This window comes from Microbacterium plantarum, from assembly GCF_035231185.1.
Lineage (GTDB): Bacteria > Actinomycetota > Actinomycetes > Actinomycetales > Microbacteriaceae > Microbacterium > Microbacterium plantarum.
Genome location: NZ_CP141117.1, coordinates 2184053 through 2196420 on the forward strand (window position 1 = coordinate 2184053; position 12368 = coordinate 2196420).

The window sequence follows — 12368 nt, forward strand, 5'->3', positions numbered from 1 at the left end:
CAAGGGGGTTGCACGTGCACCGCAAAACGCTTCGATGGGCCGCACCGGCCGCGATCGGTCTCGTCTTCGTTCTGGCCGGTTGCACGGCCGCCGACGGTTCCGCCGACGCGGCTGAGGAATCGCCGCTCTCCGGGTATTTCTCCGCCTTCTACGGCAGCGACATGAGCGAGGAAGAGCAGCAGGCGAAGTTCGAGAAGGAGAACAAGCAGCGCGAAGAACTCGTCGCGCAATGCATGCAGGACGAGGGCTTCGAGTACATCCCCGCCCCCAGCAGCATGTCGTTCAGCTCGGGCACCGAATGGAAGCCCGAGGATCGCGACTTCGTGGCCCAGTGGGGTTACGGCGCTGTGAAGTACCCCGAGGCGGACGAGCAGCCTGAGCCCGAGCAGATGACCCCCGACCCCAACTCGGACTACGTCATGGCGCTCTCCGAGTCGGAACAGGCCGCGTATTACGAGGCGTTGTACGGGCCGACCCCGAGCGAAGAGGAGATGTCGGAGGACGGGTCGTACGAATACAACTGGGAGACAGCCGGCTGCAACGGCTGGGCCTCTCACGAGATCAGCGGCGACGACCCACTGCAGTCCGACGAATTCGCCGACGTGATGGACGCCATCACGAAGTTCTACGAGAACTCCGCGTCGCTCCCCGCCATCGTCGACCTCGACCGCGAATGGTCCGCGTGCATGGATGCCGCGGGATACCCCGGATTCGCTACGCAGGCGGACGCCCAGAACTCGATCTTCGACGAGCTCAACAAGATGTACGAGACCATGACGGAAGCCGGGCCCGACCAGGCGACGATGGACGACATCTACGAGCGCGAGGTCGAACTCGCGCTCGCGGATCTCGACTGCCGCAAGGAGACCGACTACCGCGCGAAGTACGACAAGGCGCAGTTCGACGCCGAGGAGCAGTTCATCGCCGATCACAAGACGGAGCTCGAGGCGATGAAGGCGGCTGCTGAGCAGGCTCGTCCGTGAGTGGTGAGCGCGTGAACGACGCCGTCTCGGAGGCTGACGACTCGTTCGATGAACTCATCGGCGACCCCGCGGAAGCGCCCGACGCCGCCGACAGCACGGATGCCGCGGTATCCACGCCGGCCGCGGGAGGTGGGCGACTCGCCGTCTGGCGGTCGGTCGTCTCACGCAACCGCGTGCTCTGGATCTCCGCAGCAGTCGCCGTGGTCGCGCTGGTCGGCGGGCTGCTCGTCGGCCGGTTCGTCATGGCGCCCGCCTCGGCGGCGGCGGACGACGCCCCCGCACCGGGTCTCGTGACCGTTCCGGTGGAGTTCGGCCCATTGAGCAATGACGTCACCATCCGCGGTGAGGTGGGCTTCGCCGACCCCGTCGAGGTGAAGATCGACACGTCCGCGATCTCGGGTCCGGCCGTCGTCACCGGGCAGGTTCCGGCTCTGGGAGCCGAGCTGACGCAACTTTCGGTCGCGCTCGAGGTGGCGGGGCGTCCCGTCATCACGCTGCCCGGCGAGCTGCCTGCGTACCGCACACTCCGGTTCGGCGTTTCCGGCCCCGATGTCGTGCAGTTCAAGGAGGCCATGCGCTCCGTCGGCATCGACGCGGGAGATCCCGCCGACAACGTCTTCGACGAGCAGGCGGCGAACGCGGTCACCGCGCTGTACGCCGCTGTCGGCTACACCGGCCCCGAGTCGGAAGAAGACGGTGACAGCGCGGTGCGCGCGGCGCAGGAGAGCGTCCGATCGGCCGAGCAAGCTCTGTCCGCCGCGCGCGCTCAGCTGGCCTCGGCCGGGCGAGACGGCGACGCCATCGCTCGCGCCGACCTCGAGGTCGCGAACGCCCGCGCGGTCCTGCAGGGTGCGCGGGATAACGGCGCCTCCTGGGACGAGATCGTCGCCGCCCAGAACCAGGTGGCTACCGCGGAACTCGCGCGAGAGCAGGCGAACGCCGCCCCCGACACGAGCAGCGAGCGCGCCGCCGTCGACGCCGCCGCGAGCCAGCTCTCGCAGGCGCAGGACGACCTCGCCCGAGCCCGCCAGCAAGCGCTGCCCGCTCTGCCGGCCGGCGAAGTGCTCTATCTGACCGAGCTGCCCCGCCGCGTCGACGCGGTCACGGCCGAGCGCGGCAGCATCCTCTCCGGCGCGGCAATGACCGTCTCCGGAGCGACCGTGGCGCTGAACGGCTCGGCGGCCGAGGCCGACGCGAAGCTGCTCACAGTCGGCTCGGCCGCCACCTTCGCGCTGCCCGATGGGGCTGAGCACGCCGCGACCGTGACCGCGGTGGAACCGGGCACCGGTGGCGAAAGCCGGTGGAAGGTCAGCCTCGAGCCGGCGGAGCTGACCCCCGAGCAGATCTCGCAGCTCCAGGGCACGAACGTGCGCGTGACGATCGCCGTCGGCGCGACCGCCGGCGACGTGCTGAGCGTTCCCGCGGCGGCGCTGACGGCGGGGCCGGGCGGCGAGACCCGCGTCGAGGTCGTCGAGGGCGACCCGCGTGACCCAGACGCCCGTACCCGGCTCGTCGTCGTGGAGACCGGACTGTCGGCCGGCGGCGCCGTCGAGGTGCGCGCCACCGAGGGCGAACTGGCGGAGGACGATCTCGTCGTGGTCGGGCGATGACAGACACGATCGTCGCCACCTCCGACCGTTCCGCCGCGCCTGACGCGGGCGAGGACGTCATCCGATCGGATGAAATTCCGCCGGTGATCGAACTGCGCGACGTCACTCGATCGTTCCCCGGACCGCCCGAGGTGCAGGCGCTCAAAGGCATCAATCTGACCGTCTCCGACGGTGAGTACGTGTCGATCGTCGGGCCGAGCGGGTCAGGCAAGTCGACGATGCTCAACATCCTCGGCCTCCTCGACCGCCCGACGGTGGGTGAGTACCGCCTCGCGGGCGAGCTCACCGGCGGATACACCGAGGACGAGCGCGCCGCGGTGCGAGCACGTCGGCTCGGGTTCGTGTTCCAGGCCTTCCACCTGATGCCGCGGCGGACCGTGCTCGAGAACGTCATGCTGCCGATGCTCTACAGCGGCACACCGCGGGCCGAGCGCGCCGACCGCGCACGGGCCGCGCTCGAGCGCGTCGGCCTCGGCCACCGCGTCGACTTCCGGCCCGGTCTCCTCTCGGGCGGCGAGCGCCAGCGGGTGGCGGTGGCGCGTGCCGTCGTCACGCAGCCGCGGGTCATCCTCGCCGACGAGCCGACCGGCAATCTGGACCAGTCCACGACGGCGGACATCATGGCGTTGTTCGAGGAGCTGAACGCGGGTGGGCTGACCTTCGTCGTCATCACCCACGACCAAGGCGTGGCCGACCGCGCGGCACGGCGCATCCGCATCGCCGACGGCCGCATGAGCGAGCTGAGCTGATGCCGGCGTTCTGGAAGAAGCTCCGCGGGCGCGTCTCTCGCCGCCGCACCGACGTCGAGACGACGACTGCGGTCGCTGAGGCACGCCAGGTGGCGCGCGCCGATCGCTTCGGATTCGGTGACCTCGTGCTCGAGGCGACGACCGACATCGGCTCACGCCCGGGACGCCTCGTGATGACCGTCATGGGAACCGTGCTGGGCATCGGCGCGCTCGTCGCGACCGTCGGCTTCGCGCAGACCGCAGCCGGGCAGATCGCCCGACAGTTCGACGCGGCCGCAGCCACCCATCTGAGCATCGCCCCGACCGAAGCGCAGGCGCGGGGCGGACAGCGGGTCGCGACCGCCTCGCTGCCGTGGGACGCCCCCCTGCGCCTCGAGCACCTCGCCGGCGTCGAGTCCGCCGCCGTGCTGGCGCCCGTCACGCTGCGCGAGAACACGATCACCACCGTCCCCATCAACGATCCCTCGATCGCGGCGCCCGCTCCGCCGGCGCTCTTCGCGGCCTCGGGCGAGATCCTCGACACTCTCGGTGGGCGCATCGTCACCGGCCGATCGTTCGACGAGGGGCACGACGCACGCGGCGACCGCGTCGCGATGCTGGGGTCGCGGGCCGCCGAGCGGCTCGCGATCAACCGCGTCGACACGCAGCCGTCGGTGTTCATCGGAGGGGTGGCCTACGCCATCGTCGGCATCTTCGACGAACTCGACCGCCGCGCCGAGGTCGTCGATGCCGTGGTGATCCCCACGGGCGCTGCCCGGCAGGACTTCCAGCTCGCCTCCCCCGGCGACGCGATCGCGCGCATCGTGGTCGGCACAGGACCGCAATTGCGCGAGCAGGCACCGCTGGCCCTCGCCCCCGACGCGGTCGACACGCTCGAGGTCAGCGCGCCGCAGGGGCGTTCCGACCTCGCCCGCGACGTGCAGGGAGACGTGAATGTGGTCTTCCTCATCCTCGGCGTCATCGTGCTGCTGGCGGGAGGGCTGGGGATCGCGAACGTCACGACCCTCTCGGTGCTCGAACGCACCGGCGAGATCGGGCTGCGCCGCGCGCTGGGATCCACCGGCAGACAGATCGCCGGCCAGTTCGTCGTCGAGTCCATCGTCATCGGATTGCTCGGTGGCCTCATCGGGTCGGCGCTCGGCGTGTTCGCCGTGCTGGGGGTCTCGATCGTGCAGCAGTGGTCGCCGGTGCTCGACCCGTGGGTAGCACTCGGCGGAACGGTCCTCGGAGCGATCATCGGCCTCGCCGCCGGCGGCATCCCGGCTCGACGAGCCTCTCGCATCGAACCCGTCGTCGCCCTGCGCGGCAACGCCTGAACCGTCGCCCCATAGCGCGGACCGGGCCCGAGCGCCAGTCCTCTTCGCTCGAGATCGCGCAGGTCTACCGTTGCTCGCGGTGGGGACGGCCGAGGACGAGGACGCGGGATGATCGACGGTGTCGCGAACGATGATGTCGCGCTGCCGGGCGCCCTCCTGGCGGGCCGGTATCGCGTCGTCGAGCCGATCGGCTCGGGCGGCATGGCGCGGGTGTTCCTCGCGCGCGACGAGGCCCTCGGACGCCCGGTCGCTGTCAAAGTGCTGCGGCCCGAGCTGACCGACAGTGCCGCGTCCGATCGTGCGGCGATCGAGACGCGCCTGCTCGCCTCGCTGAACCACCCGGGACTGGTCACGCTGTTCGACGCCCATCTGACGGCCGAACCGCGCTTCCTCGTGATGGAGCACGTCGTCGGGACGACGCTGGCGCAGCGGATCGCGACAGGTGTGCTCGACGAGGGCGAGCTCACAGCGCTCGGCGGCCAGCTCGCGGACGCGCTTCACGTCGTCCACGACGCGGGAATCGTGCACCGCGACGTGAAGCCGTCCAACATCCTCCTCGCGCGCTCGGCGGTCCCGGGGGTTCCGCTGCGCGCCAAGCTCGCCGACTTCGGCATCGCCCACCTTCTGGACAGCGAACGTGTCACCTCACCGAGCCTGCTGATCGGCACCGCCGCCTATATTGCTCCCGAGCTGCTGCACGGGGCCGACCCGGCCCCGCCGTCGGACATCTACGCCCTCGGCCTCGTGATGCTCGAGGCGGCCACGGGCGAGCGCGCGTTCTCCGGGTCGGACGGCAATCGCGGCCAGCTGCTGGCACGCTTGTCACGCGATCCCGACATGCCCCAGGGGCTCGATCATCACTGGCGCGACCTGCTGTGCGCGATGACAGCACGCCGCCCCGAGGATCGCCCGACCGCGCTCGAGGTCATGTCACGGCTGAGTGGGGCGCGCGCCCAGGCCGACGTCGCGGGAGAAGCCACCGTCGCCTTCCCGGCGAGCACAGCAGCGACGCGATCCGGCTTCGTGCCCGCCGCGAGCCGCGCCGCTCAGTCTGACGTCGCGACCGCCGCGTGGCCGCTCACCTCGACGCGCGGGACCGCGTCGCCGACGAACCTCGACGCCCCCGTGACGGCAGCCGCGGCTCTCGCGGCACGCGGAGCGGGCACGGAACCCACGTTCTTCTCGCCCAGCCTCAGTGCGACCGCAACGTCCGCACCGGAACGGGTCACCGCCGCCCGACAGCGTCACCGAAAGCGGACGGCGATGGCTGTCGGCGCCCTCGCCGCAGCGTCGGCTGGCGTGGTGGTCGCCGCACATCTCATGCTGATGCCGCCGCAGGCCTCTCCGGTGACGGATGTCGCCGTGCCGACCGTCGTCGAGACTCCGTCCCCGTCCGTTTCGGGCGTCGACGGCGATGCAGGCGAGAGCGAGGAGCCAGAAACGCCCGCGGACGATGTCACGACGGGGACGCAGACTGTCGTCGCCCCCGGCACCGGTCAGGCCGGCGCTCCGACGCAAACCACCGACACTGTGCCGGCCGACATCGTGCCAGCCGACACCCCGACCACCGAAACGGTCATCAGCGACGCGCCTCCCGCGGGGAGCAACGGATCAGCGCCGGGCGAGAACAGCGGCAACGGTAACGGTCCCGGCGCGAACAGCGGCGCGGGGCCGACGTCCAACGGTCCGGGCTCTCAGAAGCCGGGGAAGCCGGAGAAGCCGGGCGGCTGAGCTCTCAGCGGTCCGTGCTGGCGGCGAGCGCCGCGCCCGCGTGGGCCAGCTCGGCGAGCGCGGCCGCGCTCGATTCTTCCGCGACGCCCGCCACGAGGTCGGTCAGGATGCGTACCCGACGACCGTGCGCGATCGCGTCGAGGGCCGATGCGCGCACGCAGTAGTCGGTTGCGATGCCGACGATGTCGACGTCGACGACCCCGTTCTGCGTCAGCAGGTCGGCGACGGCATGCCCCTCCTCGGTCGTCCCTTCGAAGAGCGAGTACGCGGGCACGCCCTGCCCCTTCTTCACGTGATGGGTCACGGCGGACACGTCGAGCTCGGGGTCGTACTCCGCGCCCGCGGTGTCGGCGACGCAGTGCACCGGCCAGGTGTCGACGTAGTCGGGCTCGTCGACGGCGAAGTGCCCGCCGTTGTCATGATCGCCGTGATGCCAGTCGCGCGAGGCGACGATGATCTCGTAATCGCCGGCGTGCTCCCGGAGGTGACGCGTGATCGCCGCGGCGACCGCGTCACCCCCGGTCACACCGAGTGCTCCGCCTTCGGTGAAGTCGTTCTGGACATCGACGATGAACAGGGCACGGGTCATGCGTCGAGGGTACGCCGCGTGTCCTCGCGCTGCACGTCCCGCTCGCGTCGCCACTGCTTCGAGGGCCACCAGATGGCGGGGCCGATGTCGTGAGCGAGTGCGGGGACGAGGAGCGAGCGGACGACGAAGGTGTCAAGCAGCACCCCGAAGGCCACGATGAAGGCGATCTGCGCGAGGAACAGGATCGGGATGACGCCGAGAGCCGCGAACGTCGCCGCCAGCACGAGCCCCGCCGAGGTGATGACACCTCCGGTCGCCACGAGCCCCCGGGCGATGCCTCGACGGGTTCCGTGTTCGAGAGTCTCCTCACGAACACGCGACATGAGGAAGATGTTGTAGTCGACCCCCAGCGCCACCAGGAACACGAAGCCGTACAGCGGCACCGCGGGATCGCCTCCGGGGAAGTCGAACACGTGGTTGAACACGAGGGCGCTCACTCCCAACGCCGTGCCGAACGACAGGATGGTGCTCAGGATGAGCAGCACCGGCGCGAGGATCGAGCGCAGCAGCAGCATCAGGATGAGCAGGATCACGACCAGGATGACCGGGATGATGACTGTCCGGTCGCGGATCGAGGTGTCGTTGGTGTCGACGTTCGTCGCTGTGGTCCCGCCCACGAGTACCTCGGGTGCCTCGTCGGCGAAGGTTGCTCGCAGATCGCGGACCGTCTGCTCGGCCTCGAGCGAGTCCGCCGGATCGGCGAGCGTCACCGACAGCAGGACATCGCCCTCCGACACCGTCGGCTCGGGGGCCGGTGCCCCCGGGGGCCCGGCGGCGGTGAAGACCGGCTCGCCGCCCTCGAGAGCCACCGAGACCTGTCCGGTGGGTGAATCCGCTGCGACCGCGGCGACCGATGAGATGCCGGGGTTCTCCTCGAGCACGGCGAGCGCGTCGGCGAGACGGTCTTGCGGAACGATGACGGACGCCGGGCTGCCCGACCCCGCCGGGAAGTGCTCGGCGAGAGCGGCCTGACCGTCGCGGGCTTCTGAGGCTCCGAGCACGAGGTCGCTCGAGGGCACACCGTTTGCGTTGAGCTGCAGCACGCCTGCAGCGCCGACGAGCAGCACGACGGTACTCGCGATCCAGACCGTCCGGGCACGACGTGCGACGAAACGCGCCTGACGCGGCCAGAGTCCGCGAACCGGCTCACGCGGGTCGTCAGGAAGATCGATGGCGCCGGTGCGGGGGATGAAGGGCCAGAAGGCGGCCCGCCCGAACAGCGCCAGGAGTGCCGGCAGGAAGGTCAGCGCCGAGAGCATCGAGAACGCGATGCCGATGGAGGCGATCGGACCGAGCGCCTTGTTGCTCGCCAGGTCGCTGAGCAGCAGGCAGAGAAGGCCCGCGATCACGGTGCCGCCCGAGGCGAGGATCGGCTCGACAGCGCCCTTCCAGGCGCGGAGCGTCGCGTCCCAGCGGGATGCGCCCGCCCCGATCGCCTCGCGGTAACGAGCCGTGTAGAGCAGGGCGTAGTCAGTCGCCGCGCCGATCACCAGGATGAAGAGGATGCCCTGCACCTGTCCGTTGAGGACGACGATGTCGGCCTTGGCGAGCCACCAGACCGTCAGGAGGGCGACGCACAGCGCGAAGACCGATGTGAGCAGAACGAGGATCGGCAGCAACGGCGAGCGATAGACGACGACCAGGATGATGAACACCGCGGCCAGCGCGACGATCAGAAGCAGTCCGTCGATGCCGAGGAAGCCCTCGGCGAGATCCGCCGTGAACCCGGCGGGCCCCGTGACCCACGCTTCGACGCCCGCGGGCAGGTCCTCCTGGACGAGCACCCGGACCTCTTCGACGACGTCGCGTACCTCCCCCGAGGCGTCGATCGGCACGAAGACCTGGACAGCCAGACCGTCCTCGGACGGGATGGGCGGCGACACCTCGCCGACACCGTCGAGCTCGCCGATGGCGGTGCCGAGCTCGCCGAGTGCTGCGAGCTGCGCCTCGTCGAGCGGATCGGATGCCGCGGCGACGACGACCGCCGGGATCTCCTCACCGCCGGTGAAGTCGGTCAGGCGCTCACTGACCTTCGTCGCGTCGGCGCTCGCGGGGAGGAACGAGGACTGGTCGTTCGTGGCCACCTCGCTGACGCGCCCGAAGTAGGGTCCACCCACCGAGCCGCCCACGAGCCAGACGAGCACGAGCAGGGCGGGAATGCCGATGCGCAGCCAGCGTGGGACACTTCGTTCGCTATTCACGTAGGTAGCTTATCTAGCTACATTCGGATACGCCAGTCCGTCTGCCGACTCGAGACCCCGCTCAGCCGCGGACGAAGAGGACGACCCAGGATGCGACGAGCGCGACGACGCCCACAGCGAGAAATCCGGATGACAAGCCGACGAGCAGTCGGCGAACCGGCGGCCGACGGGTCAGCCGCATCCTTCCCCGCCACCCATGGCGATACCAGATGTCGGCGCGATCGCGGCCCGCGAGGAGCGCCGCCGTATGCTCATCGACCCGCGCGCTGTTCGCCTCACCCTCGTCGTCGAACCAGCGCACCCACGTGCCGTCGGGCTCGTGGTCGACGAGCGCGTCGGCCGGAAGCCACGTCCCGTCCGCCGCCCACAGCACGAGGAGCGCGATGCCGAACGTGACAGCGCCGCCGAAGCCCGCCCAGCTGAGGATCTCGAGGACCGCATCGAGAGTCGTCGTCACGCGCGCCGCCGGCTCGGGAAGCGGGTCGCTCGGGCCATGCACTCAGTATGGTTCACGCCGGGTGCGAATTCATGACGGACGCAGGAGCACTGCGAGAGAGGCGAGCGTGCGCTCGAGCTCGATCGAGGGCTCGAGGAGCCACTGGATCTGCAAGCCGTCGGATGCCGCGATGAGCAGAGCCGCCAGTTGTTCCGCCGGCACGTCGTCACGAACGGTTCCCGCACGCTGCTCGGCCCGCAGCCGCTCGGTCAGCTCGCCTCGAATGCGCTCGAACCGGGCCGTGAAGAAGCGCTTGCCGTGCTCGCTCCCCGCCTCGAGCGCACCGGCGACGAGGATCGAGTAGAGCTCGACGAGGCCCGGAACCTCGAGGTTGTCGACGGCTGCGCGCGTCATCACCCCGACCGCCGTTTCGGGCGGAGTCCGACCGCGCTGTCCGCGCTGCGTCTCAGCGTGCTCGTACACGGCCACGAGGAGCTGCTCGCGCGACTCGAAGTAGTGCAGCAGTGCGGCGTGCGAGACCCCGATGGCCTCGGCGATCCGCCGCAGCGACGTTCCCTGCAGCCCACGCTCCTGGAAGACCTCGATCGCGCGGTCGAGGATCTCCTGACGTCGCGCCACACCCTTGGCGTACGCGCCGGGGCGCCCCATCTTCGCGCGATCGTCGTTGCTCACACCGCGACTGTAACAAGAAACCTCCACCTGGATGTATTACGTGTTAGCGTGACGTCGTGCCACCACAGGCACCCCGCACGATGACGTACGAAAGAAGGTCGACTGTGACTCAGGTCCAGGCATCCGTCCAGCTCTATTCGCTTGCGAAGGAGTTCTCCGCCGACATGTCCGGCTCGCTGGCGAAGCTCGCCGAGATCGGATTCGCACACGTCGAGGCGTTCGACTTCGTCTCGCGTCCGACCGAGATCCGCGCGGCGCTGGATGCCGCCGGCCTCACCTCGCCGACCGGTCACGCTCCCCTGCTGACCGACGAGCTCTGGACGCCGGACGGCTCCATCCCCACCCCCGCACCCGAGGTCGTCTACGAGGCCGCCGCAACGATCGGCATGAAGACGGTCATCGACCCGTTCGTCGCCCCCGAGCGGTGGCTCACCGAGGACGGCGTCGCCGACATCGCGGAGCGCCTGAACGCGCAGGCCGAGATCGCCGCCGGCTTCGGCCTGAGCGTCGGTTACCACAACCACGCGCAGGAGTTCGTCGCGTCCTTCGACGGTCAGAGCGCCTACGAGCGCTTCGTCTCGCTCCTCGACGAGCGCGTCACGCTCGAGCTCGACCTCTTCTGGGCGCTCACCGGTGGCCAGGACGTCCCGGCCCTCGTGAAGAGCCTCGGCGACCGGCTCATCGCCGTCCACGTCAAGGACGGCGTCGTCCCGACATCCAACCCCTGGGCCCCAGGAGCCGCGGAGTTCGGATCCGACAGCCTCGATCAGCGTCACGCCGGCACGGGCGACGTCCCCCTCGCCGAGTCGCTGCGCGCGGCGACCGCTCTGAAGTACGCCGTCGTCGAATACGACAAGGCACCCGGCGACGTCTTCGCCGACGTCGCCGCCAGCCTGGCGTTCCTGCGTGAGAACGGAGTCAGCGCATGACCGGGCCCGTCGGAGTCGGTTTCGTCGGCGTCGGTGTCATCAGCGACACCTACCTCGAGAACCTCGGCTCGTTTCCCGATGTCCGCGTCGTCATCCTCGGCGACCTCGACGTCGACCGCGCCAAGGCTCAGGCCGAGAAGCACGGCGTCGCCGGATGGGGCACGACCGACGATGTCCTCGCGCACCCCGATGTCGACGTCGTCGTCAACCTGACGATCCCCGCCGTCCACGTCGAGATCTCCTCGCGCGCGATCGCGGCGGGCAAGCACGTCTGGACCGAGAAGCCGCTCGGCCTCGACCGCGAGAGCACGGCGGAGCTCCTGCGCCAGGCGGATGCCGCGGGCCTGCGCATCGGTTCGGCCCCCGACACGCTCCTCGGCCCCGGCTTCCAGACCGCGAAGCGCGCGATCCAGAGCGGTGTGGTCGGCGAGCCCATGTTCGCGTCGACGACGTTCCAGACCGTCGGCCCCGACCTGTGGCACCCGAGCCCCGCGTTCCTCTTCGCCCAGGGAGCCGGACCGCTGCTCGACATGGGTCCGTACTACTTCAGTGGTCTCGTCAGCCTCTTCGGGTCGGTCGACCGCGTCGCCGCCGTCGGGCGTAAGAAGCTCGAGGAGCGAACCATCCAGGCCGGGCCCAACGCGGGCACCGTCTTCCCCGTCGAGGTGCCCACCACGATGCAGGTCATCACGGCCTTCGAGGCGGGTCAGCAGGCGGCGAGCCTGCTGAGCTTCGACTCGGCCCTCGAACGCCACGGCGTGTTCGAGGTGCACGGCACCGAGGGCTCCATCGTGCTCCCCGACCCCAACCAGTTCGAAGGACGCATCGCCTACGTCAAGGCGCGGAAGTCGATCTCGGACGGCAACTGGGGCGAGCAGGAGTGGATCGAGATCGAGCAGGAGGGCAAGCTCACCGGCCGCGGCCTGGGCCTGCTCGACATGGTCCGCGCGATCGCGGAGGACCGGCCGCATGTCGCCACCGGCGAGCTCGGCTACCACGTGCTCGACGTCATGCTCTCGGCGCAGGAATCGGCCGCCTCGGGCGAGTTCGTGAAGGTCGCGAGCACCGTGGCGCCCGTGCCCACCGTGCCGGTCGACTTCGACCCGTTCGCCGCGACGCTGTAAGCCGCGC

Annotated in this window: 11 protein-coding genes; 7 read left to right on the forward strand and 4 right to left on the reverse strand. The window is 70.1% G+C overall.

What is annotated here, in order from left to right; genetic code table 11:
• The first annotated feature begins 14 nt into the window (after positions 1–14).
• From VC184_RS10580 to VC184_RS10600, 5 genes are all read left to right on the forward strand, one after another.
• Positions 15–983 (forward strand): hypothetical protein, encoded by a 969-nt coding sequence (locus VC184_RS10580; protein ID WP_323986098.1) that lies wholly within the window; start codon positions 15–17, stop codon positions 981–983.
• A complete protein-coding gene (locus tag VC184_RS10585) occupies positions 980–2593 on the forward strand; it encodes an efflux RND transporter periplasmic adaptor subunit (RefSeq protein WP_323986099.1) in 1614 nt (537 codons plus the stop codon). The genes VC184_RS10580 and VC184_RS10585 overlap by 4 nt, the downstream gene beginning before the upstream one ends.
• Positions 2590–3342 (forward strand): ABC transporter ATP-binding protein, encoded by a 753-nt coding sequence (locus VC184_RS10590; RefSeq protein WP_112617182.1) that lies wholly within the window; start codon positions 2590–2592, stop codon positions 3340–3342. The genes VC184_RS10585 and VC184_RS10590 overlap by 4 nt, the downstream gene beginning before the upstream one ends.
• A complete protein-coding gene (locus VC184_RS10595; RefSeq protein WP_112617183.1) occupies positions 3342–4658 on the forward strand; it encodes an ABC transporter permease in 1317 nt (438 codons plus the stop codon). Before VC184_RS10590 ends, VC184_RS10595 begins: the two co-directional genes overlap by 1 nt.
• 108 nt (positions 4659–4766) lie before the next feature.
• Entirely contained in the window at positions 4767–6389 is a 1623-nt protein-coding gene (locus tag VC184_RS10600) for a serine/threonine-protein kinase (protein WP_323986100.1), read from the forward strand.
• A 4-nt stretch (positions 6390–6393) separates the two neighbouring features.
• Here VC184_RS10600 and VC184_RS10605 read toward each other — a convergent pair whose 3' ends face one another.
• From VC184_RS10605 to VC184_RS10620, 4 genes are all read right to left on the reverse strand, one after another.
• Positions 6394–6978, reverse strand: coding sequence for an isochorismatase family protein (locus tag VC184_RS10605; RefSeq protein WP_274178723.1), 585 nt, complete (start codon positions 6976–6978; stop codon positions 6394–6396).
• Positions 6975–9179: an MMPL family transporter gene (locus tag VC184_RS10610; RefSeq protein WP_323986101.1), complete on the reverse strand. Its 2205-nt coding sequence runs from the start codon at positions 9177–9179 to the stop codon at positions 6975–6977. The genes VC184_RS10605 and VC184_RS10610 overlap by 4 nt, the downstream gene beginning before the upstream one ends.
• A 61-nt stretch (positions 9180–9240) precedes the next feature.
• Positions 9241–9636 (reverse strand): hypothetical protein, encoded by a 396-nt coding sequence (locus VC184_RS10615; RefSeq protein ID WP_323986102.1) that lies wholly within the window; start codon positions 9634–9636, stop codon positions 9241–9243.
• 69 nt (positions 9637–9705) lie between these two features.
• A complete protein-coding gene (locus VC184_RS10620) occupies positions 9706–10284 on the reverse strand; it encodes a TetR/AcrR family transcriptional regulator (protein WP_112617561.1) in 579 nt (192 codons plus the stop codon).
• Between the two features lie 188 nt (positions 10285–10472).
• On the opposite strand from VC184_RS10620, the gene VC184_RS10625 reads away from it, so the two are divergent.
• Together VC184_RS10625 and VC184_RS10630 are read left to right on the forward strand one after the other, a co-directional pair.
• Entirely contained in the window at positions 10473–11237 is a 765-nt protein-coding gene (locus VC184_RS10625) for a sugar phosphate isomerase/epimerase family protein (RefSeq protein WP_404568857.1), read from the forward strand.
• The gene (locus VC184_RS10630) at positions 11234–12361 is read left to right on the forward strand and encodes a Gfo/Idh/MocA family protein (RefSeq protein WP_323986103.1); all 1128 of its coding nucleotides are present in this window, start codon (positions 11234–11236) and stop codon (positions 12359–12361) included. Before VC184_RS10625 ends, VC184_RS10630 begins: the two co-directional genes overlap by 4 nt.
• Positions 12362–12368: the final 7 nt, after the last annotated feature.

Bases quoted from the DNA above. Each gene is read 5' to 3' on its own strand.
- VC184_RS10620 (WP_112617561.1), bottom strand. From the start codon at position 10,284: ATGGGGCGCCCCGGCGCGTACGCCAAGGGTGTGGCGCGACGTCAGGAG.
- VC184_RS10595 (WP_112617183.1), top strand. From the start codon at position 3,342: ATGCCGGCGTTCTGGAAGAAGCTCCGCGGGCGCGTCTCTCGCCGCCGC.
- VC184_RS10600 (WP_323986100.1), top strand. From the start codon at position 4,767: ATGATCGACGGTGTCGCGAACGATGATGTCGCGCTGCCGGGCGCCCTC.
- VC184_RS10605 (WP_274178723.1), bottom strand. From the start codon at position 6,978: ATGACCCGTGCCCTGTTCATCGTCGATGTCCAGAACGACTTCACCGAA.
- VC184_RS10625 (WP_404568857.1), top strand. From the start codon at position 10,473: ATGTCCGGCTCGCTGGCGAAGCTCGCCGAGATCGGATTCGCACACGTC.
- VC184_RS10630 (WP_323986103.1), top strand. From the start codon at position 11,234: ATGACCGGGCCCGTCGGAGTCGGTTTCGTCGGCGTCGGTGTCATCAGC.
- VC184_RS10590 (WP_112617182.1), top strand. From the start codon at position 2,590: ATGACAGACACGATCGTCGCCACCTCCGACCGTTCCGCCGCGCCTGAC.